21 protein-coding genes are annotated in these 23491 nt (G+C 48.7%); 15 read left to right on the top strand and 6 right to left on the bottom strand.

Annotated elements, in window-relative coordinates; translation table 11 throughout:
* Nucleotides 1-37 precede the first annotated feature (37 nt).
* The 5 genes from atpG to ACFQ45_RS06080 all read left to right on the top strand — a co-directional run bounded on the left by atpG (nt 38) and on the right by ACFQ45_RS06080 (nt 5415).
* Nucleotides 38-898, top strand: coding sequence for a F0F1 ATP synthase subunit gamma (gene atpG / locus ACFQ45_RS06100; RefSeq protein WP_377366107.1), 861 nt, complete (start codon nt 38-40; stop codon nt 896-898).
* Between the two features lie 28 nt (nt 899-926).
* Nucleotides 927-2303: a F0F1 ATP synthase subunit beta gene (gene atpD, locus ACFQ45_RS06095; protein WP_377366106.1), complete on the top strand. Its 1377-nt coding sequence runs from the start codon at nt 927-929 to the stop codon at nt 2301-2303.
* Between the two features lie 60 nt (nt 2304-2363).
* Complete coding sequence (locus ACFQ45_RS06090; protein ID WP_377366105.1) at nt 2364-2783, top strand: F0F1 ATP synthase subunit epsilon; 420 nt, start codon at nt 2364-2366, stop codon at nt 2781-2783.
* A 164-nt stretch (nt 2784-2947) separates the two neighbouring features.
* Complete coding sequence (locus ACFQ45_RS06085) at nt 2948-3367, top strand: F0F1 ATP synthase subunit epsilon (protein ID WP_377366104.1); 420 nt, start codon at nt 2948-2950, stop codon at nt 3365-3367.
* A gap of 143 nt (nt 3368-3510) precedes the next feature.
* Nucleotides 3511-5415 (top strand): propionyl-CoA synthetase, encoded by a 1905-nt coding sequence (locus ACFQ45_RS06080; RefSeq protein ID WP_377366103.1) that lies wholly within the window; start codon nt 3511-3513, stop codon nt 5413-5415.
* Between the two features lie 91 nt (nt 5416-5506).
* Here ACFQ45_RS06080 and ACFQ45_RS06075 read toward each other — a convergent pair whose 3' ends face one another.
* Nucleotides 5507-6247, bottom strand: coding sequence for a TrmB family transcriptional regulator (locus tag ACFQ45_RS06075; protein ID WP_377366102.1), 741 nt, complete (start codon nt 6245-6247; stop codon nt 5507-5509).
* 98 nt (nt 6248-6345) lie between these two features.
* Between ACFQ45_RS06075 and tcdA the strand changes: the two genes are divergently transcribed.
* The 3 genes from tcdA to ACFQ45_RS06060 all read left to right on the top strand — a co-directional run bounded on the left by tcdA (nt 6346) and on the right by ACFQ45_RS06060 (nt 8663).
* Entirely contained in the window at nt 6346-7131 is a 786-nt protein-coding gene (gene tcdA / locus ACFQ45_RS06070) for a tRNA cyclic N6-threonylcarbamoyladenosine(37) synthase TcdA (RefSeq protein ID WP_377366101.1), read from the top strand.
* Between the two features lie 72 nt (nt 7132-7203).
* Nucleotides 7204-8028 carry a helix-turn-helix transcriptional regulator gene (locus ACFQ45_RS06065; RefSeq protein ID WP_377366100.1) on the top strand — a complete coding sequence of 275 codons (825 nt, stop codon included), beginning with the start codon at nt 7204-7206 and terminating at the stop codon, nt 8026-8028.
* Between the two features lie 50 nt (nt 8029-8078).
* A complete protein-coding gene (locus ACFQ45_RS06060; protein WP_377366099.1) occupies nt 8079-8663 on the top strand; it encodes a LysE family translocator in 585 nt (194 codons plus the stop codon).
* A gap of 15 nt (nt 8664-8678) precedes the next feature.
* Here ACFQ45_RS06060 and ACFQ45_RS06055 read toward each other — a convergent pair whose 3' ends face one another.
* Both ACFQ45_RS06055 and ACFQ45_RS06050 read right to left on the bottom strand, forming a co-directional pair.
* Complete coding sequence (locus ACFQ45_RS06055; protein WP_377366098.1) at nt 8679-9071, bottom strand: SufE family protein; 393 nt, start codon at nt 9069-9071, stop codon at nt 8679-8681.
* Nucleotides 9064-10281 carry an aminotransferase class V-fold PLP-dependent enzyme gene (locus tag ACFQ45_RS06050; RefSeq protein ID WP_377366097.1) on the bottom strand — a complete coding sequence of 406 codons (1218 nt, stop codon included), beginning with the start codon at nt 10279-10281 and terminating at the stop codon, nt 9064-9066. Before ACFQ45_RS06050 ends, ACFQ45_RS06055 begins: the two co-directional genes overlap by 8 nt.
* A gap of 168 nt (nt 10282-10449) precedes the next feature.
* Between ACFQ45_RS06050 and ACFQ45_RS06045 the strand changes: the two genes are divergently transcribed.
* Together ACFQ45_RS06045 and ACFQ45_RS06040 are read left to right on the top strand one after the other, a co-directional pair.
* Nucleotides 10450-12024, top strand: a complete 1575-nt coding sequence (locus ACFQ45_RS06045) for a GntR family transcriptional regulator (RefSeq protein WP_377366096.1) — start codon at nt 10450-10452, stop codon at nt 12022-12024.
* A 90-nt stretch (nt 12025-12114) separates the two neighbouring features.
* Nucleotides 12115-13344, top strand: coding sequence for an aminotransferase class V-fold PLP-dependent enzyme (locus tag ACFQ45_RS06040; protein WP_377366095.1), 1230 nt, complete (start codon nt 12115-12117; stop codon nt 13342-13344).
* Nucleotides 13345-13385: 41 nt separating this feature from the next.
* Here the strand turns inward: ACFQ45_RS06040 and ACFQ45_RS06035 are convergent, their stop codons facing one another.
* The 3 genes from ACFQ45_RS06035 to ACFQ45_RS06025 form a co-directional block, all read right to left on the bottom strand.
* Nucleotides 13386-14018: a DsbA family protein gene (locus ACFQ45_RS06035; protein WP_377366093.1), complete on the bottom strand. Its 633-nt coding sequence runs from the start codon at nt 14016-14018 to the stop codon at nt 13386-13388.
* A gap of 156 nt (nt 14019-14174) precedes the next feature.
* Nucleotides 14175-15371: an amino acid aminotransferase gene (locus ACFQ45_RS06030; protein ID WP_377366092.1), complete on the bottom strand. Its 1197-nt coding sequence runs from the start codon at nt 15369-15371 to the stop codon at nt 14175-14177.
* A 265-nt stretch (nt 15372-15636) separates the two neighbouring features.
* Complete coding sequence (locus tag ACFQ45_RS06025; protein ID WP_377366091.1) at nt 15637-15831, bottom strand: PA3496 family putative envelope integrity protein; 195 nt, start codon at nt 15829-15831, stop codon at nt 15637-15639.
* Nucleotides 15832-15996: 165 nt separating this feature from the next.
* Here ACFQ45_RS06025 and uvrD point away from each other — a divergent pair, with 165 nt between their 5' ends.
* From uvrD to ACFQ45_RS06000, 5 genes are all read left to right on the top strand, one after another.
* Nucleotides 15997-18207 carry a DNA helicase II gene (gene uvrD, locus ACFQ45_RS06020; RefSeq protein WP_377366090.1) on the top strand — a complete coding sequence of 737 codons (2211 nt, stop codon included), beginning with the start codon at nt 15997-15999 and terminating at the stop codon, nt 18205-18207.
* Nucleotides 18208-18284: 77 nt separating this feature from the next.
* Nucleotides 18285-19340, top strand: a complete 1056-nt coding sequence (locus ACFQ45_RS06015; RefSeq protein WP_377366089.1) for a Gfo/Idh/MocA family oxidoreductase — start codon at nt 18285-18287, stop codon at nt 19338-19340.
* Between the two features lie 226 nt (nt 19341-19566).
* Nucleotides 19567-20688, top strand: coding sequence for a TRAP transporter substrate-binding protein (locus ACFQ45_RS06010; RefSeq protein ID WP_377366088.1), 1122 nt, complete (start codon nt 19567-19569; stop codon nt 20686-20688).
* 315 nt (nt 20689-21003) lie between these two features.
* Nucleotides 21004-22125, top strand: coding sequence for a TRAP transporter substrate-binding protein (locus ACFQ45_RS06005; RefSeq protein WP_377366087.1), 1122 nt, complete (start codon nt 21004-21006; stop codon nt 22123-22125).
* 232 nt (nt 22126-22357) lie between these two features.
* Nucleotides 22358-23479: a TRAP transporter substrate-binding protein gene (locus ACFQ45_RS06000; RefSeq protein WP_377366086.1), complete on the top strand. Its 1122-nt coding sequence runs from the start codon at nt 22358-22360 to the stop codon at nt 23477-23479.
* Nucleotides 23480-23491 lie beyond the last annotated feature (12 nt).

Genomic DNA, 23491 nt, shown 5'->3' with positions numbered 1-23491 from the left:
GTTTGTGAATTAACATTCTCACAAGGGCAGGTCTAATATGGCAGTCGGAAAAGAGATACGCGCTCAGATTGGGAGCATTAACAATACGCGTAAAATTACCCGCGCTATGGAAAAAGTAGCAGCGAGTAAAACGCGTAAAGCTCAGGATCGTATGGCTTCTTCTCGTCCGTATGCAGATCGCATTCGTCAAGTGATTGGTCATTTGGCAAACGCGAATCCTGAGTATAAGCACCGTTACCTAACCGAGCGTGAAATCAAGCGAGTTGGTTACGTCATCGTATCCAGTGACCGTGGTTTGTGTGGTGGCTTGAACGTTAACGCGTTTAAAGCAGCCATGAAAGACATGAAGCAATATGTCGAAGCAGGAATCGAAGTTGAGATTTGTGCAGTAGGCTCAAAAGCGGTGTCTTTCTTTAAAAACTACGGTGGTAATGTAGCTGCAGCCGTTACCGGACTAGGGGATGCTCCAGAAGCTTCCAAACTAGTGGGTAGTGTTAAGGTTATGTTGGATGCGTTTGATGAAGGTCGCATCGACCGTCTAGTTTTGGTGTCTAACGAATTCGTTAACACTATGACTCAGAAACCAAATGTCGAGCAACTTTTGCCATTGAAAGCAGAAGAAAATGCAGAACTGAAACACCACTGGGACTACATTTACGAACCCGATGCAGTCGAGATCCTAAACGATCTATTGGTTCGTTACATTGAGTCACAGGTGTACCAGGCCGTTGTTGAAAACATTGCGTGTGAACAGGCAGCTCGAATGCTTGCCATGAAAAACGCAACCGACAACGCGGGCAACATCATTGATGAATTGCAGTTGGTATACAACAAGGCACGTCAGGCAGCCATTACTCAGGAAATTTCTGAGATTGTTGGCGGCGCGGCAGCGGTTTAAGGTATCAAGGTATTAAGAGGATCCGAACATGAGTAGCGGACAAATCGTACAGATTATCGGTGCGGTAATCGACGTGGAATTCCCACGCGACAACGTGCCAAAAGTATACGACGCCCTCACTATCGAGGGTAAAGAGCTGGTGTTGGAAGTACAACAACAGCTAGGCGACGGTATCGTACGTACTATCGCCATGGGTTCTACCGAAGGTATGAAACGTGGTCTAGAAGTTCAAAACACTGGTCACCCAGTGTCTGTACCAGTAGGTACTAAAACTCTAGGTCGTATCATGGACGTTCTAGGTAACCCAATTGATGAGAAAGGCGCAATCGGTGAAGAAGAGCGTTGGTCTATCCACCGTGAAGCTCCATCTTACGCTGATCAATCAAACAGCAGTGAATTGCTAGAAACGGGTATCAAGGTAATCGACCTTGTATGTCCTTTCGCGAAGGGTGGTAAAGTTGGTCTGTTCGGTGGTGCCGGTGTAGGTAAAACTGTAAACATGATGGAGCTTATCCGTAACATCGCGATCGAGCACAGCGGTTACTCTGTATTCGCAGGTGTTGGTGAGCGTACTCGTGAGGGTAACGACTTCTACCACGAGATGACTGACTCGAACGTAATCGACAAAGTATCTCTAGTATACGGTCAGATGAACGAGCCACCAGGTAACCGTCTACGTGTAGCACTAACAGGTCTGACAATGGCGGAAAAATTCCGTGACGAAGGCCGTGACGTACTATTCTTCGTAGATAACATCTACCGTTACACGCTAGCGGGTACTGAGGTATCTGCATTGCTAGGCCGTATGCCTTCTGCGGTAGGTTACCAGCCAACTCTTGCAGAAGAGATGGGTGTACTTCAAGAGCGTATCACGTCGACTAAGACGGGTTCTATCACATCTGTACAAGCGGTATACGTACCTGCGGATGACTTGACTGACCCATCTCCAGCGACAACATTCTCTCACTTGGATGCAACCGTTGTATTGTCTCGTGACATCGCGTCTTTGGGTATCTACCCAGCGATCGACCCACTAGACTCTACTTCACGTCAGCTTGACCCATTGGTTATCGGTCAAGAGCACTACGATGTAGCGCGTGGCGTACAGATGGTTCTTCAGCGCTACAAAGAGCTGAAAGACATCATTGCGATCCTAGGTATGGATGAGCTTTCTGAAGAAGACAAGCAGACAGTAAACCGTGCTCGTAAGATCCAGCGTTACTTGTCTCAGCCTTTCTTCGTAGCGGAAGTATTCACTGGTTCTCCAGGTAAATACGTTTCTTTGAAAGACACTATCCGTGGCTTCCAAGGCATCCTAAACGGCGATTACGATGAGCTTCCTGAGCAAGCGTTCTACATGATCGGTAGCATCGAAGAAGCTGTAGAGAAAGCTAAGAAACTTTAATCCACGCAGTGCCAGTGAGGTTTGACTCGCTGGCAACGCCTGACTTGAAAGAGGCAACTTATGGCTATCACGGTACAATGCGATATCGTAAGCGCTGAACAAGAGATCTTCTCAGGTTCTGTTGAGACTCTTGTGGCTGCAGGTAGTTATGGCGATCTAGGTATCTACCCAGGTCACGCGCCTTTGTTGACTACGTTGCAACCAGGCCCTGTTCGTGTGATTAAGCAAAACGGTGAAGAAGAAGTTATCTTCGTTTCTGGTGGCTTCCTAGAAGTACAACCACACCGTGTAACAGTCTTAGCAGATACCGCTGTTCGCGCGAACGACCTTGATGAAGCGGCAGCACTTGAAGCGAAGAAACACGCTCAAGATCTGTTGGATCAGCAACATTCTGATTTGGATCTTAGCCGTGCAACGGCTGAGTTAGCTGAAGCCGTAGCCCGTCTACGTACTATTCAGCAATTCCGTCAAAGCAAATAAGCTAGACATTATCCAGTTCAAAAAAGCAGCCTTAGGGCTGCTTTTTTTATGCCTGTAAATAATCTTTGCAAACCCTACACATTAGCTGCTGATAATTCCGATAATTTTTGGATCGATTCGTGCATTAAAACCATGATTGCTAGGATCGGTGATAAGGAGTCATCATGCACCGCACTATTTTATGCGACATTGTGAGCGTTGAAAGCACCCTGTTTTCAAGCCCAGTGCGCTATGTTGTTGTTACCGCTGAACAAGGAGACATTGGCGTCTACCCCGGCCATGCACCGCTTCTAACACTACTCAAAGCGGGCATTGCTAGATTGGTCATGGAAGATGGTACAGAAGAAGTGATTTTTATCTCAGGGGGCTTTATGGAAGTGCAGCCCCACAAAGTGATCTTGTTGACGGACTTTGCTAAGCGTGCGATGGACCTGGATGAAGCAGCGGCCCAGTTGGCAAAGCAACATGCAGAAGAGCATCTAGGCAGTGGCAGCACCGGTTTGGACCATGCAAGAGCGTTAAGGGAGCTTAATGAGGCGGTGGCACGACTAAGGGCGATCGATATGAAGCGAAATCACCTGTGATGTCGACAATATTTCCAAATGGTTCAAAAATTAGCCTTTAGTATTACATTTATTGTTGTTTTTTTAGTCTATATTTGGTTTGACGTTAAAGATTGTTGACAATCTTGACTTGGCAAAGAATAAACATAAGAAGGTCTGCCGACATGTCATATCAAACCGAATACCTGCGTGCCAGTACGCAGCCAGAAGACTTTTGGAAAGAAAAAGCCCAGGCTCTTGAGTGGTTCAAATTTCCTTCGACCATTTTAACCCAAGACGAACAAGGGATGGATCGCTGGTTCGCTGACGGAGAGCTGAACACCTGCTATTTAGCTCTTGATCATCATGTAAAACACGGTCGTGGGGATCAAGCTGCGCTCATTTACGACTCTCCTGTCACTCAAACTAAGCAAACCTATACCTATCAAGAACTACTGGACCAAGTGTCGACATTTGCCGGAGTCTTGCAGCAGCAAGGGGTAACAAAAGGCGATACCGTGGTCATTTACATGCCCATGATTCCCCAAGCCACCATCGCCATGTTAGCAGTCGCCCGTCTTGGAGCGATTCATTCGGTCGTTTTTGGTGGCTTTGCTGCCCATGAACTGGCCGTGCGTATTGATGATGCCCAGCCTAAAGTCATTGTAACCGCCTCATGTGGTATCGAAATCAGTCGTATCATAGCCTATAAGCCATTGCTGGATGAGGCTCTTAATCAAGCCGTGCATACCCCAAACGCTTGTATTGTGTATCAACGAGAACAACAAGTTGCCAGCCTCGTTGAGGGAAGAGACTTGGCTTGGGAGGAAGCCATTGCTGTGGCTTCTCCTTGTGACTGTACCCCTGTTAAAGCAACAGATCCTCTCTATATCCTATATACCTCAGGCACCACAGGTAAGCCTAAGGGCGTAGTGCGTGATAATGGCGGCCACGCGGTGGCGCTTAATTATTCGATGCAAGCCATCTATAACATGCAGCCTGGGGAAGTGTTTTGGGCGGCGTCCGATGTGGGTTGGGTTGTGGGGCACTCATATATTGTCTACGGCCCTCTCATATACGGTTGTACTACGGTTATGTACGAAGGAAAGCCGATCATGACGCCTAACGCAGGGGAGTTTTGGCGCGTCTGCAAAGAGTACGATGTGAAAACCTTGTTTGCTGCACCGACCGCGTTCCGTGCGATTCGTAAGGAAGACCCGCAAGCAGAGTTACTGAATAAAGATGATCTTGCTGGGCTACGGGTGATTTTTATGGCGGGAGAGCGCCTTGATCCGCCCACCTACGAATGGACTAAAGCCGTTACCGGTAAATGCATTGTGGATCACTGGTGGCAAACGGAAACAGGCTGGGCCATTTGTGCCAACCCCATTGGTTTAGAAATGAAGATCGCCAAGCCAGGCTCTTCTACTGTGCCGTCACCTGGTTTCCAAGTCTGCGTACTGGACGATCAAGGAGAGCCTTTACCACCCATGGAGCAGGGCAGCATTGCCCTTAAGCGCCCCTTGCCCCCCAGCTGTCTACCCACCATTTGGGGAGACATTGACCGTTTCAAAACGGGCTATTTAGATGTGTTCCCCGGATATTACACTTCTGGAGATGGTGGCTACATTGATGAAGACGGTTACGTGTTTATTATGGGGCGCACCGATGATGTGATTAATGTGGCAGGGCATAGATTGTCCACAGGGGAAATGGAAGAAGTCGTAGCCATGCATGATGCGGTGGCTGAGTGTTGTGTGATAGGCATTAATGATGAGTTGAAAGGGCAGTTACCTCTGGGGCTGGTGCTGCTTAAGAATGGCTATGAAGACCAGGCTGAAAGCGTACAAGAGGAGCTGATTGCCTTGGTACGCCAAGAAATCGGAGCCTTAGCGTGCTTTAAGATTGCCATGGTTGTGCCACGGCTACCGAAAACCCGTTCCGGTAAAATCCTGCGTAAGCTGCTACGTCAGATTGCCTCCGGTGAAGAATTTAATGTTCCGTCCACTATTGATGACCCCAACAGCATTTATGACATTCAGGAGCTCATGGCTGAAAGAGGGATCATAGTCGATAAGATGGCGGATTAACCTTTAAAGCCATCGTGAATTGTCTCCGTCTTTGCCCGAGCATTATAAATGCTCGGGCTTTTTTATAGTCCGGCGTTGGTTGCCTTGGATGCTACAGCAAACGCCAAAGGGTATCGAAGATGATCTGTTGGGCTTTGGCAATATCGTTTGATTCAAGCACCACTGCAGATGGGAAGTTGTCTCGGGCAAGGGAGATGATGGCACATTTAGGTGGGTAGATGGCAATGTAACTAGCGTCCACACTGCCTTCGGTTTTAATCCATTTACGCTGGGACAACTCGGCGTCTTCCCCCCCTTCCCCTAAAGCGATGACCTTTACGTTGATTCCCAGTTTGACCCGTTGCTTGGTATAGGTCGGAAAGGGGCGATAAAGATAGGGACGAATCGGCTTTGACGAAAATACGCAGTATTCCTTGTGGTCTTGCTGGGACACCACGTTTAAAATGTCGCGCAATACCCATTCGATGCCATCATCCCCTTCGTAATAGCGTACATCGGTGTGATGAAAGGTCGGCTGGGACTGCACCAAGCTTGGAATGATGGTGTGTTTAAGGGAATCGATGGTTTTTTCGATGTTCTGTTTTCGTTCTTCTGCCAAATTCAGCAGAATGTCTGGGTTTTCGGCCATAAAGAAGCGGCGTTTACCCTTTGGAAAATAACTGACCACCCCTTTGTTTTGCAGCTGTTTTAGGGACTCGTAAGCAGAACCACGGTTAATGCCGGATTGTTCAGCTATGTCGCGAATCGATGCGGGCCCTAGCTTTAATAGGGTTTGGTACAGAGTGGTTTCCCGTTCGCTTAGACCCAGTTGTTCTAACACTTGATGCAGCATAATGTTTAATCGTTTTCAGTAGAAACCCACACTAGGTTTCAAGGTGGTAATAAACGTCCATTTTGAACGAACGGTGAGATTCTGCAAGGAGTTCAAGAGTGAGTGATGATCAGCGTTTTGGTGGCATTCGTCGCCTTTACGGCCAATTAGCCTATGATTTTTTTCAGCAAGCCCATGTGTGTGTGATCGGCATAGGTGGAGTTGGCTCATGGTGTGCTGAAGCCTTAGCTCGCTCAGGGATTGGTCAGATCACTCTGATCGATATGGATGATGTATGTGTCACCAATACCAACCGTCAAATCCATGCATTAGATGGCAACGTGGGCAAGCCCAAGGTAGACGCCATGGCGGAGCGCATTAAGCTGATTAATCCCAATTGCCAAGTGCATTGCGTGGAAGACTTTGTCACCCCTGAAAACGTGTCTGAGCTGCTGGAGCAGCCGTTTGATTATGTGATTGATGCCATTGATAGCTTAAAGCCAAAAGCCGCCTTGATTGCTTGGTGTAAGCGCAATAAGCGTAAAGTCATCACCGTGGGGGGCGCGGGGGGGCAGATCGACCCGACACAAATTCAGATTGCCGACCTAGCTCGTACTGAGCAAGATCCCCTAGCAGCTAAATTGCGTAACTTCTTACGTCGCCACTATAACTTCTCACGAAATACGAAACGTCGCTTTGATATTGAATGTGTTTATTCCCTTGAACAGCTTAAATACCCGCAAAATGACGGTACAGTGTGTGAACAACGTCAAAAAGGGGATACAGAAACCAAGATGAATTGCGATACAGGTTTTGGCGCCAGTACGGTTGTGACCGCCACTTTTGGTTTTGTGGCCGTGGGGCGCGTGTTAGAGAAGCTGGCCCAGAAGGCCAATCAGGCCTAAGCAATTTTTTACAAGAGTACTCTCTACTAAGCTGGTAGTGTGACATCAGCATCACACGACCTTGGAGGCTGCATGCAAGCCAATGAATACTGCCATGTTTCTACTAGCCAAGCGCTAGATGGGTTGGAGCGGGTGACCGCCCAGTTCACGGATACGGTATTTGGTAAGCATGCCCATGGGGGTTTTGTGATCTCTGTGGTGGATGCGGGTGTGATGCATTTTAGCCACCGAGGCAGCACCCACAATGCTTTGCCAGGAGAGCTCTCTATCGTCGGCCCTGATGAGCTTCATACGGGATCTAAGGGCAAAGGTCATGGCTGGCGTTACCGTGCTTTATATCCTTCCTCAGATCGTTTAAGTGACCTCAATTACGCCCTCTTTGGGAGACACAGTTCTCCTCACTTTCGCCGCAGTATTGTGCGGGATTCCCATCTTAGCCAGCAGATGATGAATGTGCTTCACAAGTTAGATCATGGGGCTGAAGCGCTCGAGATTGAGACCCATTGGGAGCTGTTGCTGGTTAATTTGTTGTTACAGGAAACCCAATCACCAAGCGCACTGTCATTGGCTCCCGCCCGTTCTAATATTGAGCGGGTTCGAGAGCAATTGGCGCAGGGGTACCAACAGAAGTTGTCATTGGCTGACATGGCGGAACAGGCAGGTATCAGCAAGTTTCATCTTATCAAAGAGTTCAAACGCTGCTATCAGCTGACCCCGCACCAGTTTCAGATTCAGCAACGCTTGCATCACGCCAGAGCCCAACTCAAGTCGGGAATTGGCGCTGTAGAGGTGGCGCTTAATTGTGGCTTTCATGATCAGAGCCATTTTACCAAGGCGTTTGTCAGTGCTATGGGCATCACCCCGAGCGCATACCAACAGCAATTTTTTACAAGATAACCGGGTGATAAGCGCTTACTGTAACGGATCAATTGAGTATCGAGTCTGTTATGGAAAGTCAGTTAGCCTTTTTAATGCTTTGTTTAGCCTCTGCCGCTTCACCTGGGCCTGGTGGTTTAGCGGTGGTGAGCAACAGTATTAATCATAATTTGCGTCGTACCTTGCCTGTGATTTTTGGTATTGCGACAGGGTTAATATTGGCCTCGATATTGGCGAATACTTGGTTACTGGCGGTGATTCACTCGAGTGAATTGGCGTTTAAACTGATGACTTGGCTTTGCAGTGCTTATATTGCTTATCTGGGATGTAAGGCGCTGTATTACGCCAAAAGCGAGATTAGCATCGCAGCCCAAGGCTACAGCTTTAAAAACGGCGTGTTGATTTCATTGCTGAACCCTAAAACCTTGGTGTTTTTCGGTGCACTGTTTCCAATGTTTATTACCGATGAGGCGAACTTTATTCGTGATGCGGTTGTGCTGACGTTGGAGTTGGTAGGCATCACATTGATGATTCATGTGATGGTGTCTTCAGCGATCGATAAAGTTTCCCATATTCTGCAGAACCATTTGGTGGTAATTAACCGGATTACTGGTGTGATGTTTATCGCATTAGGGATCAGTGGTTTTGTTGCATAGCAAAGCAGATACAGATTACGCCTGAATCTGCTTTAAAATGCCCAATACACCATTAGTTCGGGAGCTGGTCAGGTAGCTGGAAAGGTTAAACTGGCTTAGCTCTGCCACCAGATCCATGGCTTGTAACTCAACTTTAGTTCGTCCATGGGTTAGGCTGAGAATCACTACCAGCACCCCTCGCATAAGCTTGGCATCACTGTCTGCGCGGAACAGGCAGTATCCATTCTCTTGAGACTCAATTAGCCACACGGCGCTTTCACAGCCTTTTACCTGATGTTCTGGTGTTTTTTCAGACTCTGGCAAGCGGTCAAGTTGCTTGCTGAGCATGACCAACTCTTTGAAGGTGGCTTCTTTGCTGGTGCAGGCTTGCAGTCTGGCTTGTAGGGTGTCACGGCTTATCTCAGTCATCGCCTAGTATCTCTATGGCTTCTAATAAAACATCACAGAAGCGGCGGGCTTCTGACAGGGTATTGTAACAGGCAAAGGAGGCTCTCAAGGTGCTGCTGACGCCCAGTTGTGCCATCAATGGGTGCGCACAATGGCTGCCTGCACGAACGGCGATACCTTGGCTATCTAAGTAGCCGTTTAAATCTAAGGTATGTATCCCAGGCACGCTTAAAGACACGATAGAGGTATCGCTGGCAGGGGAGTAGATCTCGATTCGAGTATCGAATTTTAGTTCATCATAAACGTAGCGGGCGAGTTTGTGCTCCCATTCGAGCATGGCTTGTCGATCTTGGGAACTCAAGTACTTACAGGCGGCAGCTAAGCCAATGACGCCTTCTATGTGCGGAGTGCCTGCTTCCAAGCGGTAGGGCAAGATGTTGAACTCAGTGCTGTTGTGGGTCACGTGTCGTACCATTTCGCCCCCTGTTTGCATTGGGGTTAAAACATCTAGGGCATGTTGCTTGCCATAAAGGACACCTATCCCTGTGGGGCCGTACATTTTATGGCCTGAAAACACATAAAAGTCACAATCCAAATCCGCCACATCAATAACATGGTGAGCCACCGCTTGGGCGCCATCTACCAAGGTAAAGGCATTTACCGATTGTGCCGCGGCTAACATCTCTTTTAGCGGGGTTTTAACACCAATGGCGTTAGAGATATGGGTGCAAGCAAAGATGCGAGTCTTAGCATTGAAATAATGACGGTACTCTGGCTCCCATTCCCCTTTGGAAGTCAGTGGCAGTACCCGCAAACGGGCGCCAGTTCGGAATGCGAGCTGCTGCCAAGGTACTAGATTGGCGTGGTGCTCGAGACTGGTGATTAGGATTTCGTCATCCGGTTTGATACACCATTCTAACCCATGGGCAACTAGGTTGATGGATTCCGTAGCGCCCTTTGTCCAGATCACATGACTGTTTTGCGGGGCGTGGATGAAGCGTGCTACCTGCTCACGGGCATGTTCAAAATGAGCAGTGGCGCGATCGCTTAGGAAATGGGCACCCCGATGTACGTTAGCATTACTGCGAGTGTAATAATCCATCAGGGCATTTAATACTGCCTGAGGCTTTTGTGTGGTGGCAGCGTTGTCGAGATAGGTTAACGGATGGCCATTTGCCTCAAGGGACAGAATAGGGAAGTCGTCTCGAAGTGTGTTTGCATTAAATGCCATAGGTCGTGCGCCAGCAGAGATCCGTGAGAAAAACTAAATTGTACCTCTAAATTTAGCCTATCGCTTTAATATTGCGACTTTCCTTTGGCTTTACTCTTGTCATTTTGGTGTTATTCGCTAAGGTTCCTAACAGTATGATGAAATTAACCAAATAAAGGTACAGTAGCCGTGGCAGACTTTCTTTATAAAGGCGTTGTGGATTGGTTTTTGGGGCAAATGAGCCAAGGTGAGTTGAGCTCAGGGGACAAGATGCCATCTCTGCGTAAGCTGTCAAAGCAACTGGAGCTAAGTCTTAATACGGTTATTCATGGCTACGAAATCCTAATGGAAGAGGACTGGATCGAGTCTCGCCCTAAGTCTGGCTATTTTGTCTGCCATAAGCAGCAATCCCGCGCGGCTCATGTGTTAGCAGGAGATCGAGTCACACAGTTTAGCGAATTAGGGCAAAAAATGGCCTGGTCTGCGTTGTCCCATCGAGCTGCGTTAGTGGATCAAAGTGATGCCTTTTTAAACCCCAGTCCGCGAGCGGGAGAGCCTGATTTACCTGTATTGGGTAAAGGCCATTTGGCCGTCAGAGAAGCCGTAGCGGATCATCTTAAAAAGGTTGCCATTTCGGTTCATCCTTCCCATATTTGGCTGAGTCGTTCCCCTTTGGGTTTGTACACTCAAGCGATTCAATCCTTAACTCAGATAGATGACACCGTGTTAGTCGTCACCCCCTGTGATCCTCGTTTAACCTCCACCTTAATGAGTTTAGGGCGTCAGGTACTGACGTTAGCGTCCGGTGAGCGGGGCGTGGATCTTGACGAAGTCGTACGCTGTTTGCGGGATGACGCTATCAAGTTAGTGGTGTTCCCGAGTCAGTTTGCATTCCCAACGGGCAGTGAGATTTCTAATTTGAGTCTACGCCGCTGGATGGCCATTCTGCAGCAAGTGGGAGTGCCTGCCATTGAATGGGATATGACCTCTCACCTTGCCTACAAAACCTCTTCTTTGATGACGTATAAAGCCCTCGATGAACAGAACCAAGTGGTGTACATCGGTGGTATCGAGTCGAAAGGAGTGGATCGTAACGCTGCATGGTGTGTGGTAGGTAAACATAAAATGCTAGAAGGGGCTTTGCTAAGTGCAGATTTAGCTTTGAGCGACCCGCAGCAACAAGCCTTATTAGATGCCTTGCAGCCTACACAGACCCATTCATTAGCAAAACGTGCTCGCCAGATTTGGTCCATTGCTGAGAAAGCCAAGAGTACCTTGGAGTCGGTATTAGGGGACTCTGTACGCTTTGCTACCAGTAAAGGGGGATTGGCCCTTTGGTTGCAGATGGACCAGCCCCTGACAGAAGCTCATATGACACAGCTGTTAGCGAAGCATCGTCACGGCATGATTGCTGGCTCATTACTGTCAGCACAGCCAGAAGCCAGTGAATGGTTGGCGGTGAACGTGACTTACGATGATTTGGCTGGGCTAGCAAAGCAGCTGGATCAATTTATCAAAAGCTCTACTGAGCATCCCAGCCACAGTGCTCAGCCAAGTGGCGCCCCTGACTCTGAGGTCGCTGACTCTGAGCATGACGTGGCAGTGCCTCAGTTAGAGGGAGAGGGTGAGACAGGGACTATGATTGATCAAGACATATCTGCCCCTGTAGAGCATTCGACCACCAAAACAGAGCAAGATAAGCCCACATCAAAAGAGACGGTGTTTAACCCTATGTTAGACCTGATCAATCATGATTTTGGGTAGGGAACGCACCACCTTAGGGAGACGCCATAATCAAACCGTCTTGCCTATACTTAAATGACAAGAAAGCAAAGGGATAAGGAGTGAGTTGCCATGTCAGCACTGGATTTACAATTTGTTCGTTCGCAGTTTCCGGCGTTTGATGAGCCGTCACTGGAAGGCCAAGCATTTTTTGACAACGCTGGTGGTGCTTACGCGTGCCTCCCAGTGATTGTGCATTTGAACCGTTATTATCACGAAAGCAAAATTCAGCCTTATCATTTGCACCCAGTGTCACAAAAAGCGGGTAAGCAGATGGATGCTTCCCACGAGCGCTTAGCGGGTTATTTAAATGTCTCCCCGGAGGAGGTTCACCTAGGGCCTTCTACCTCACAAAATACTTATGTATTAGCCCAAGCGTTTGCCAATGTGCTACTACCGGGTGACGAAATTATCGTTACTAATCAAGACCATGAAGCCAACATCGGTGTATGGAGACGATTAGAAAAGCAAGGTGTCGTCATTAAAGAATGGCGGGTGGATTCGGTGACAGGTGAGTTAGATCCCAGTGATTTGGATACACTTTTTACGGAGAAAACCAAATTACTAGCCTTTAATCATTGCTCTAATGTGGTGGCGCACATCAATCCGGTAAAAGAGATTTGCAGCAAAGCTAAGCAAGCAGGTGTCTGGACTGTGGTGGATGGCGTGTCCTATGCTGCCCATGGGATGCCTGACGTGGCGGATCTTGGGGTCGATATCTATGTGTTCTCCCTCTACAAAACCTATGGTCCGCACCTTGGGGTCATGGTGATCCGTGATGAGATGGCGGATATTTTAGGCAATCAAGCCCATTACTTTAATGGGGCATATCGTCACAAGTGGTTTGTTCCTGCAGGACCAGATCATGCGCAGGTGGCAGCGGCTCAAGGGGTGATAGATTACTTTGACCGCTTACATGACCATCATTTTGAGAAGGCCAGTACCGTACAAGTTCGTGCCCAGCGGGTGCGAAAGCTGATTCAAGAGGCGGATGCAGCCCTACTGCCGCAGCTTCTCGACTATGTGTCTGAGCACCCTAAGCTCACCCTGGTTGGCCCCTCTAACCCAGCAAAACGAGCGGCAACGGTATCGATTCTTCCGACGGATCAAACCCCACAAGAGTTGGCTGCAAAGCTAGTCAAACAAGGCATTATTTGTGGCGCTGGACATTTTTATGCGGTTCGCTTGCTAGAAGCGTTAGGTGTGGATCCTGATACTGGGGTATTGCGCTTGTCATTTGTACATTACACCAGCCAAGAAGACATGCAGCAGCTACTGAACGCTTTAGATCGCGTGCTTTAACCTTCTTTTATCTCTTCTATGAACGTGTTTAAAGGAGCTGACTACAGCTCCTTTAAACGCTTCTCGATCTGTGCCTGCATGGTTTTGTGATCTTTGTAATCTAACGGGATATAAGTCAGCTCTTCACCTACTAACAAGGCCAAGGATGGGAATGAGTTCAGCCCTAAATGACGGGCGGATTCCACTTCTTTTTCCAGCAGTTGTTCCGCTTCAATGTACGCCATACTTTTTAAAAAGCCTTCCTTGTTCAGGCCGATCTGTTCCGCGCATTGAGCAAGGGTATCCATATTGGACGGGTTTTGCGCCTTCAGGTAATAAGCTTTTTGGATGGCGTGATTCATTTCCATCTCAAGATTGCGATCTCGAGCGGCTAAGCAAGCGCGTCCTGCAGGATAAGTAGAGCGACGAGGGACTGTATCTGTCCAAAAGTCATGATTAAACTCTGTACCCAGTTCTTCATGGATGCGATGCCAAGTCGACTGCAGCTTTTGTTTCATATCTTCTGGCATGGGCACGTCAGAATCTTTGGCAAGGCCACCTACCATTGGCTGTATCACAAGGTCTTCACGATCGATATGCTTGGCGAGAGCCTTCTGTAGCGCTGTCCAAGTGGGGCGAAACCCCCAGCACCAGCTACACATAGGGTCATAGCAGTAGATCAATGTGGCCGTCATACATCACTCCTGAATACGGTGTCTTTATAAAAGAGAGTCGGTTAGGCTACCACGTTTGTGTGAAATACACAGTGTTTTGCTGCCCCATAAAAAAAGCCAGCAAGGTGCTCACCAAGCTGGCTTTTTAAGAAAGCGGTTTGCACCGCCATTGGCATATTAGTCAGCTAAGACTTTCGCAATGGCGTCACACAGTGGTTCCATGTTGTCCTTTGTCATACCCGCAACGCTGATACGACCTGAGCCAACGATGTAGATGCCGAACTCAGAGCGAAGCTGAGCGACTTGATCTGGGGTTAGGCCAGAGAAGGAGAACATGCCTTGTTGCTTAGAGATAAATGAGAAATCTTGAGCAACACCTTTCGCACGCAAGGTACTGACAAACAAACTGCGCATTTCGTGGATACGTGTACGCATTGCTTGAAGTTCCATTTCCCATAGACTGCGTAGCTGAGGATCGTTAAGGATCTCGCTCACCACTGCAGAACCGTGGGCTGGCGGGTTGGAGTAGTTTGCACGGATACAACGCTTCACTTGAGAAAAGGCCGCATCAGCATGGTCAGAAGTCTCACAGACCACTGTCAAAGCACCCACTCGTTCGTTGTACAAACCGAAGTTTTTCGAGAAAGAGTTGGCGATCAGCATTTCTTGTACTTGGTTCAAGAAAATACGCAAACCTGTGGCATCTTCTTCTAAACCAGAGCCAAAACCTTGGTAAGCGAAGTCAAACAATGGCAAGAAGCCTTGCTTGCTGCAAAGTTTTGCAAGTTGAGCCCACTGCTCGGTAGTCGGATCGATACCCGTTGGGTTGTGGCAGCAGCCGTGGAACAACACAACATCGCCTTCAGGCACTTGGGACAAGCTTGCCAACATGGCTTCAAAGTCCAGGGACTTAGTGGTTGCATCGTAATAGGCATAGCTGCCCACTTCCAAACCAACGGATTGGAACACAGACTGATGGTTTGCCCAGGTTGGGTTACTGACCCAAACGGTGGCGCCAGGCAGGTGCTTTTTAATGAACTCAGCCGCAATACGAAGTGCGCCGGTTCCGCCTGGAGATTGCGCAGTACGCGCGCGCTGCTTAGCGATGATCTCGTGATCCGCACCAAACAACAAAGCTTGAACGGCATCGCGGTAAGCTTCTGGCCCTTCAATGCTTAGGTAGCTTTTGGTTTTCTCGTTCTTAACTAATCTTTCTTCTGCTTGTTTCACAGACTTAAGAATCGGTGTTGCGCCCGCTTCGTCTTTGTATACGCCAACGCCCAAGTTAATTTTATTGGGGTTCGTTTCGTTACGATAGGCATCGTTTAAGCCGAGAATTGGGTCGGCCGGAGCAACTTGGATATGTTCAAACATGGTGACTCCCCATAAGGGTTATAGGTGCTTTTTTTATTATAAGTTTGCGTTAAAAAAACCAGCGGTAATGGTACTCTAAGCCAGCTTATACGGCTACAAAAACAACAGCGAATCCGCCCAAAAGACAGATCAATTGACCAAATGCCATGAAATGGTGATTTCTTTAGGGGGTAAGGGGCTCTGTTCACGCGCTAAAGGCCGTGAGGACTTGGAAGGTGTATCGCCCTGACAAGGGGAGCAAGGCGATAGGATAAAGTGGCGGGAGTTATTCGTCCCAGCCGTCTGAGATGGCTTTACTCAAACGTTTTTCTTCTAGGTAAGACTCAATGGCGCGACGTGCTTTCAGCATGCGGGCACTGTCTTCCTTTTGATTTCGCTCGTTTTCCTCTTTCTTGAGGCTGATGGAAGCATGTAGTAAATCAGTTTTAACTTCAGAAATGGTTTCCACTGCGGTACTCATCTTTTTTTCCTCTCGGTCCATTTCGACAACAGAAATGCACAGATCACTGTCATCGACAGGTGAAAAAAGTCAAAATAGACTGCATCAAGACTTCAGTTGTATAAAAAACGCAAAACTGGTCAAAAATCAACCTATTTTTAATGAAATTTTAATTGGCGGGCTCGAATGGATGTTTCTTTTATTCTCGATGCGTTGAATGACAAGCAGCGAGAAGCAGTGGCCGCACCCTTACAAAACAGCTTAGTGCTGGCGGGGGCCGGATCAGGTAAAACACGAGTATTGGTGCACCGGATTGCATGGCTGATGCATGCTTATGAGCTGTCTCCCTACAGCTTGATGGCGGTGACCTTTACCAACAAGGCCGCCCGAGAAATGCAAGGTCGTATCGAGGAGCTAGTGGGCGTTCCTCCCCAGGGTATGTGGGTTGGCACCTTCCATGGTTTGGCACACCGCTTACTGCGTGCCCATTGGCGCGATGCGGGCCTGAAAGAAAACTTCCAAATTATGGACAGCGATGATCAGCAACGTTTAGTAAAGCGCATCATGCGCGAGCTGAGCATTGACGAAACCCGCTGGCCGCCAAAGCAAGTTTGTTGGTTTATTAACGCTCAAAAAGACGAAGGTCGTCGTGCGGCCCATGTACCAGACAGTCATGATCCCTTTTCCCGTGGGATGCGGGAGATGTATTACCACTACGAAGAAGCCTGCGAGAAAAACGGTCTATTAGACTTTGGTGAGCTGCTGTTGCGTGCCCATGAGTTAATGTTGACCACGCCAGCTTTGCTGAAGCATTACCAGCAGCGCTTCATGCATGTGTTGGTGGACGAGTTTCAGGATACCAACACCATCCAATACGCTTGGCTACGTCTTATGGTTGGGGAAAGTGGCACCATCACCGCGGTGGGTGATGATGATCAGTCAATTTATGGCTGGCGTGGGGCGAAGATCGAAAACATCCAAAATTTCCCTAAGCATTTCAATGATGTACATACGATTCGCCTAGAGCAAAACTACCGCTCCACAGGGTTCATTCTAAAAGCAGCCAATGGCTTGATCAGCAACAATGATGATCGTCTTGGTAAAGAGCTTTGGACAGACAGTGGCGATGGTGAGCCCATCTCCGTTTATGCAGGATTTAATGAGCAAGACGAAGCACGCTTTATCATCGACATCATCAAAAAATGGCGAGATGACGGCACTGCTCTAGCGGACATGGCGATTTTGTATCGCTCAAATGCCCAGTCTCGAGTAGTAGAAGAATGCCTAGTTAGGGAACAGATTGCTTACCGTATTTATGGTGGACACAGATTCTACGACCGCCTAGAGATCAAAAATGCTCTGGCCTATGCACGCTTGGCAATTGATCCTAATGATGATGGTGCTATGGAGCGCGTAATTAACGTGCCTACCCGTGGTATTGGTGAGCGTAGTATCGGCACGATCCGAGAGCTGGCAAGGGATCAAGGCTGCTCCATGTGGCAAGCGGCGGATCAAATCGTTACCCATGGTTTGATGCCTGCTCGGGCAGCCAACGCCATCAAAGGCTTTATGCAATTGATCCAAGGCATGGCTTCTACGTTACAAAACCCTGACCTAGGGTTAGGGGACATCTTTGACCAAATCATTGAAGAAGCAGGCTTAATTCCTTATCACGAAAAAGAAAAAGGTGAGAAAGGGGAAGCGCGAGTAGAGAACTTAAAAGAGCTGGTGAATGCTGCCAGCGGCTTTAACTGGCTTGAAGCGGACGAAGAGTTCAGCTCGCCGATGATGGCGTTTTTAGATCAAGCTGTGTTGGATGCAGGGGAAGCCCAAGCGGATGAATATCAAGACTCAGTACAGCTGATGACCTTGCACTCTGCTAAAGGTTTGGAGTTCCCTCTGGTGTTTTTAACTGGGGTAGAGGAGAACCTGTTCCCTAGTCGTATGTCTTTTGAGGAACCGGGGCGGTTAGAAGAAGAGCGTCGCCTGTGTTACGTAGGCATTACCCGTGCCATGCAGAAACTCTACATCACCTACGCGGAATCCCGCCGCTTGTATGGTTCTGAGTCATTCAACAGCCCGTCACGCTTTATTCGTGAGATTCCTCAAGAGTGTCTTGAAGAAGTGCGCTTGCGTTCCCAAGTAGCGCGCCCTGTGTCCTTACAGCGTCCAGATTACTCCGCTTCGGTACAGCGCCAAAACCAAAACATTCTTCAAGGACACACGGTGCCTGAGACTAACGTCTCCATGGGGGATCGGGTGAAGCATCCTATCTTTGGCGAAGGTTTGGTGGTGAACTACGAAGGCCAAGGGCCCCAAGCGCGGGTACAGGTGAACTTTGACGAGGCAGGCACCAAATGGTTGGTGTTGTCGTTTGCGAAATTGGAAGTGCTTTAAAAGGGTGAATTTGATTTGAACTCAAAGTAAATCCATAATGAAGGCTGTCTTTTACGGATAATGAAGAGGTAACAAAGATGTCGATACGTGTCGGAATAGTAGGATTTGGCTTATCTGGTCGGGTTTTTCATGCCCCTTTTATTGCTAAGCAAGCTGGTATGACACTGTCACAAATTTGTACCTCTCAGCGAGAAGCGGTACTGGAGCGTTGGCCGGATGTGCAGGTGGTGACAGACGCTGATGCCATGCTGACCAGTGATGAATTGGATTTGGTGGTGATTACCACGCCCAATGAGCTGCACTTTCCCCAAGCTAAGCTGGCATTAGAGTCCGGTAAGCATGTTTTGCTGGAAAAGCCTTCCGTAACCCAGCTAGGGCAAATCGAAGCCTTATGTCGCTTGGCCAATGAGCAGGGCAAGGTGTTCACTGTGTATCAAAACCGCCGTTTCGATGGCGATTTCTTACGCCTTAAAGCCTTAGTTGAATCCGGCGAACTAGGTGAGTTAAAGCACCTAGACAGTCGTTTTGACCGTTTCCGCCCTGTGGTTCAGGAGCGCTGGCGTGAGCAACCTGGGGTAGGGACTGGGATCTTCTGGGATCTTGGCCCTCATATTTTCGATCAGGTTTTGGCTTTAATGGGAACACCTGACTGGATACACGCCAGTGTGGATACACTTCGAAAAGGGGGGAATGTCCATGATTGGTTTGAGCTGGAACTTGGCTATGGCAAAACACGCGTTCGTCTAGGGTCGACACCGTTTGAAGCGGGGGAAATGCGACGTTTCAATGGGCGCTTCACCCAAGGCTCGTGGCAATGCTTTGGCCTAGATGCACAAGAAGATGCCCTTCGGGCTGGGCAATTACCTGATCAAGAGGATTATGCCGGGACTCCCCAGCGGGCGTTGTGTTACCGCGCACCGACCCAAGATGAGATTCAGCCAGCTCAGGAAGAGTCCATTGCTGCCGGACAGTATTTGAATTTCTACCAGCAGCTGACAGATGCCATTGAGGGTCGGGGAGAAGCGCCTGTCTCACAAAACAACGCCTGTGAGCTGGTATATGCTATGGAGTTGGCCATGGAGTCTGCGGACAGTGGCGCGCGCCAGCGTTGGCATTACACGGCACCTTTCTAACCTTCAATATGCAGACGTTTCTTGATCACTTGCTTAGAATTTAATTGAGTTGATCAAGTATCCATCATACCATTCTGGCGCCATGACCGATCATGGCCTCAGAGTGGGAATCCCAAGACATCTTTGTTTCTGTATTCGCCACTGTGGCAGTCTTTCACGAGAAGGCTGTACTGATTTTCTGACCGCATGATGCGGTTCAGACGTAACGAGCTTTCCGAGGACAGAAATGCAAAATTTAGCAAATTTCAGCAAATGGGCGTTGGCCGGTTTGCTTTCTCTATCACTGGTTGCCTGTGGCGGCGGTGAAGAAAAAAGTAATGACACTGCGGCCGCAGCAGACGCGCCGAAGCAAGAAACATTCGAATGGAAAATGGTCACCACTTGGCCAAAAAACTTCCCAGCTCTGGGTACCGGTGCTGAAAACCTAGCGAACAACATTACCGCTATGTCGGGTGGCCGCATCAAGGTGAAAGTCTACGCTGCAGGCGAATTAGTACCTGCCCTAGAAGCCTTTGACGCCGTGTCTCGTGGCACAGCAGAGATCGGTCACGCCGCTTCTTACTACTGGAAAGGTAAGGTGCCAGCGGCACAGTTCTTTACCACCACACCGTTTGGTTTAACCGCACAGGAAATGAACGCTTGGTTGCATGTGGGCGGCGGTCTTGAGCTATGGGAAGAAGTGTATGCACCTTTCAACATCATCCCTATGGCAGCCGGTAACACTGGCACGCAAATGGGTGGTTGGTTTAACAAAGAGATCAATTCTGTAGCCGACCTAAGCGGCCTAAAAATGCGTATGCCAGGTCTTGGCGGTGAAGTGCTAGCCGAAGCAGGTGTTACTGTGGTCAACATGCCGGGCAGTGAAATGTTTACCGCCTTACAAACAGGCACCATCGACGCGACAGAATTCGTAGGCCCATACAATGACCTTGCGTTTGGTATCTACAAAGCGGCGAAATACTACTACTACCCAGGTTGGCAGGAGCCAGGCTCTGCAGTGGAAACCTTCATCAATAAGGACGCTTTCGAGGCGCTTCCTGAAGATCTTCAGTTGATCGTTCGTGCAGCAGCGCGTCAGACCAACTCTGAGATTTTGGATGAGTACACAGCGAAGAACTATCAAGCTCTAGAAACCTTGATCAATGACCACGGCGTCATCTTGAAACGCTACCCAGATGACGTATTAGCGGAATTCCGCGAAGCGTCCGAAGTGGTATTGGATAAGGTTGCAGCGAACGACCCTATGAGCCAAAAGGTCTACGAGTCACAGAAGCAATTTAAAGAAAATGTGATGAAGTGGAGCGATATCTCTGAGCGTGCCATCATCAATGCCCGTGCAGGTGACTGATTAGAAGATTTCCTCCCAGAGTAAATCCAGTTAATAAAAGCCCCGCAGCCATATGGTTGCGGGGCTTTTTTATGGTTAATCTGATGTGCCTGATTATTTAAATCCTTCCTATGAACATGGTCAGATTTTCATTGAGTTGGTCAAGTATCCATCATACCATTCCCGCGCCATGACCAATCATGGCCCCAGCGTGGGAGTACCTTTGACGATTAGGTTTGTTGTATTCGCCGCGATGGCAGTCTTTCACAAGAAGGCTGTGTTGATTGTATGGCGACAAAATGTGGCCGTGATGTAACAAGCTTCCTGAGGAAAACAATGCAAAACCTAGCGAATTTCAGCAAATGGGCGTTGGCCGGTTTGCTTTCTCTATCACTGGTTGCCTGTGGTGGCGGTGAAGAAAAAAGTAATGATACTGCGGCCGCAGCAGAGGCGCCGAAGCAAGAAACATTTGAATGGAAAATGGTCACCACTTGGCCGAAGAATTTTCCAGCCTTAGGCACCGGAGCCCAGTATTTAGCAGACAATATCACGGCTATGTCTGGTGGTCGTATCAAAGTGAAATTGTACGCAGCGGGGGAATTAGTGCCGGCACTAGAAGCCTTTGATGCCGTATCTCGTGGCACAGCGGAGATCGGTCACGCCGCTTCTTACTATTGGAAAGGCAAAGTACCTGCGGCTCAGTTCTTTACCACTACGCCATTTGGTTTGACGGCCCAAGAAATGAACGCTTGGTTGCACGTGGGTGGCGGTCTTGAGCTATGGGAAGAAGTGTATGCTCCCTTTAACGTCATCCCTATGGCAGCCGGTAATTCAGGCACACAAATGGGCGGTTGGTTTAACAAAGAAATCAACTCTGTAGCCGATCTAAATGGTTTGAAAATGCGTATGCCGGGTCTTGGTGGTGAAGTACTCGCCGAGGCAGGCGTAACCGTTGTTAACATGCCTGGTAGCGAAATGTTTACCGCGCTACAAACGGGCACCATCGACGCGACAGAATTCGTAGGCCCTTACAATGATCTAGCGTTTGGTATCTACAAAGCGGCAAAATACTACTACTACCCAGGTTGGCAGGAACCGGGCTCGGCCCTTGAAACCATCATCAACAAAGATGCGTTTAATGCCTTACCAGAGGACCTTCAGTTAATTGTTCGTGCGGCAGCTCGTCAGGCTAACTCTCAGATCTTGGACGAATTCACCGCGAAGAACTACGCCGCTCTAGAGACCCTGATCAATGATCATGGGGTGACCTTAAAGCGTTACCCAGATGATGTTCTAGCAGAATTCCGCGAAGCGTCCGACGTGGTATTAGAGAAAGTTGCTGCTCAGGACCCAATGAGCCAAAAGGTCTACGAGTCACAGAAGCAATTTAAAGAAAATGTGATGAAATGGAGTGACATCTCTGAACGCGCCATCATCAATGCTCGCGCAGGAAATTAACCCCTAAGCGACACTGAATATCCAATTTAAGCCCCGCTACTGCAAAGTAGTGGGGCTTTTTTATAACCAATTAGTCTAGGAGTGTTGAGCAATCCTTATCCAGAGCTTAGTATCTTAGTTATCCGAGGGGCAAAACGCCTTAAACGGTGCAGAGGCGTCCACCGCTCTGCCGCAATCTCAGTCCTGAACTGATAAAAAGAATAAAGCTACTGGTTTTCTGAGGGATAACAAAATGATAAATGCGAAATCATGGGGCAAGTGGATGCTTGCTGGTGTGACGGCTGCGTCGTTAGTCGCTTGTGGCGGCTCTGACAAGGCAGAAGAAAATAAGACGGCTGCAGCAGAACAAGCTGCGCCAAAAACCATTGAATGGAAGATGGTCACCACTTGGCCGAAAAACTTCCCAGGTCTTGGTACCGGCGCTGAAAACTTCGCCAACAGTGTGACAGAAATGTCCGGCGGTCGTTTGAAAGTGAAAGTGTACGCAGCGGGCGAGCTAGTGCCTCCTCTAGAGGTATTTGACGCAGTGTCTCGTGGTACCGCCGAGCTTGGCCATGGGGCAGCCTATTACTGGAAAGGTAAAGCGCCTGCCGCGCAATTCTTCACTGCGGTGCCATTCGGCATGACCGCTCAAGAAATCAACTCTTGGATCTACCATGGTGGCGGTATGGCCCTATGGCAAGAAGTCTACGAGCCTTTCAACTTGATCCCTCTCACAGCGGGTAACACGGGCGTGCAGATGGGCGGTTGGTTCAACAAAGAGATCAACTCTCTTGAAGACTTCAACGGTCTAAAAATGCGGATTCCTGGTCTAGGGGGTGAAGTACTCGAAAAACTAGGCGGTTCCCCAATTAACTTGCCTGGTGGTGAGATCTTCACAGCGCTACAAACCGGTACCATTGATGCGACAGAATGGGTGGGCCCTTACAACGACCTAGCATTTGGTTTGTACAAAGCGGCCAAATACTACTACTACCCAGGTTGGCATGAGCCAGGTTCCGAAATGGAGCTTTTGGTGAACAAAACAGCATATGAAGCCCTACCAAAAGACCTACAGGCCATCGTGAAAGCGGCATCACGCCAAGCGACTCAAGACATGTTGGATGAGTTTACAGCGTTGAACAATGACGCCTTGCAAACCCTTGTAAACGAACACAACGTGGATCTTCGTCCATTCCCTGCGGACGTCTTGAAAGCACTGAAACAGGCTTCTCAAGAAACCCTTGAAGGGGTTGCTGCAAACGACGAAATGAGTGCCAAAGTGTACGAGTCTTTCAAAGCCTTCCTAAGCAAGGTGTCTGATTGGCATGAAGTGTCTGAGCGTGCCTACATTAACGCCCGTGACGCTGAATAATTAAGGCCCGTT

The sequence above is a fragment of the Rhodanobacter aciditrophus genome (assembly GCF_042679525.1).
Classification (GTDB): domain Bacteria; phylum Pseudomonadota; class Gammaproteobacteria; order Pseudomonadales; family Marinomonadaceae; genus Marinomonas; species Marinomonas aciditrophus.
The sequence above is the reverse complement of the archived record's forward strand: the minus strand, read 5'-3'. Positions and strand labels throughout refer to the sequence as shown.

Bases quoted from the DNA above. Each gene is read 5' to 3' on its own strand.
- atpG (WP_377366107.1), top strand. From the start codon at position 38: ATGGCAGTCGGAAAAGAGATACGCGCTCAGATTGGGAGCATTAACAAT.
- atpD (WP_377366106.1), top strand. From the start codon at position 927: ATGAGTAGCGGACAAATCGTACAGATTATCGGTGCGGTAATCGACGTG.
- ACFQ45_RS06090 (WP_377366105.1), top strand. From the start codon at position 2,364: ATGGCTATCACGGTACAATGCGATATCGTAAGCGCTGAACAAGAGATC.
- ACFQ45_RS06085 (WP_377366104.1), top strand. From the start codon at position 2,948: ATGCACCGCACTATTTTATGCGACATTGTGAGCGTTGAAAGCACCCTG.
- ACFQ45_RS06080 (WP_377366103.1), top strand. From the start codon at position 3,511: ATGTCATATCAAACCGAATACCTGCGTGCCAGTACGCAGCCAGAAGAC.
- ACFQ45_RS06075 (WP_377366102.1), bottom strand. From the start codon at position 6,247: ATGCTGCATCAAGTGTTAGAACAACTGGGTCTAAGCGAACGGGAAACC.
- ACFQ45_RS06065 (WP_377366100.1), top strand. From the start codon at position 7,204: ATGCAAGCCAATGAATACTGCCATGTTTCTACTAGCCAAGCGCTAGAT.
- ACFQ45_RS06060 (WP_377366099.1), top strand. From the start codon at position 8,079: ATGGAAAGTCAGTTAGCCTTTTTAATGCTTTGTTTAGCCTCTGCCGCT.
- ACFQ45_RS06055 (WP_377366098.1), bottom strand. From the start codon at position 9,071: ATGACTGAGATAAGCCGTGACACCCTACAAGCCAGACTGCAAGCCTGC.
- ACFQ45_RS06050 (WP_377366097.1), bottom strand. From the start codon at position 10,281: ATGGCATTTAATGCAAACACACTTCGAGACGACTTCCCTATTCTGTCC.
- ACFQ45_RS06040 (WP_377366095.1), top strand. From the start codon at position 12,115: ATGTCAGCACTGGATTTACAATTTGTTCGTTCGCAGTTTCCGGCGTTT.
- ACFQ45_RS06035 (WP_377366093.1), bottom strand. From the start codon at position 14,018: ATGACGGCCACATTGATCTACTGCTATGACCCTATGTGTAGCTGGTGC.
- ACFQ45_RS06030 (WP_377366092.1), bottom strand. From the start codon at position 15,371: ATGTTTGAACATATCCAAGTTGCTCCGGCCGACCCAATTCTCGGCTTA.
- ACFQ45_RS06025 (WP_377366091.1), bottom strand. From the start codon at position 15,831: ATGAGTACCGCAGTGGAAACCATTTCTGAAGTTAAAACTGATTTACTA.
- uvrD (WP_377366090.1), top strand. From the start codon at position 15,997: ATGGATGTTTCTTTTATTCTCGATGCGTTGAATGACAAGCAGCGAGAA.
- ACFQ45_RS06015 (WP_377366089.1), top strand. From the start codon at position 18,285: ATGTCGATACGTGTCGGAATAGTAGGATTTGGCTTATCTGGTCGGGTT.
- ACFQ45_RS06010 (WP_377366088.1), top strand. From the start codon at position 19,567: ATGCAAAATTTAGCAAATTTCAGCAAATGGGCGTTGGCCGGTTTGCTT.
- ACFQ45_RS06005 (WP_377366087.1), top strand. From the start codon at position 21,004: ATGCAAAACCTAGCGAATTTCAGCAAATGGGCGTTGGCCGGTTTGCTT.
- ACFQ45_RS06000 (WP_377366086.1), top strand. From the start codon at position 22,358: ATGATAAATGCGAAATCATGGGGCAAGTGGATGCTTGCTGGTGTGACG.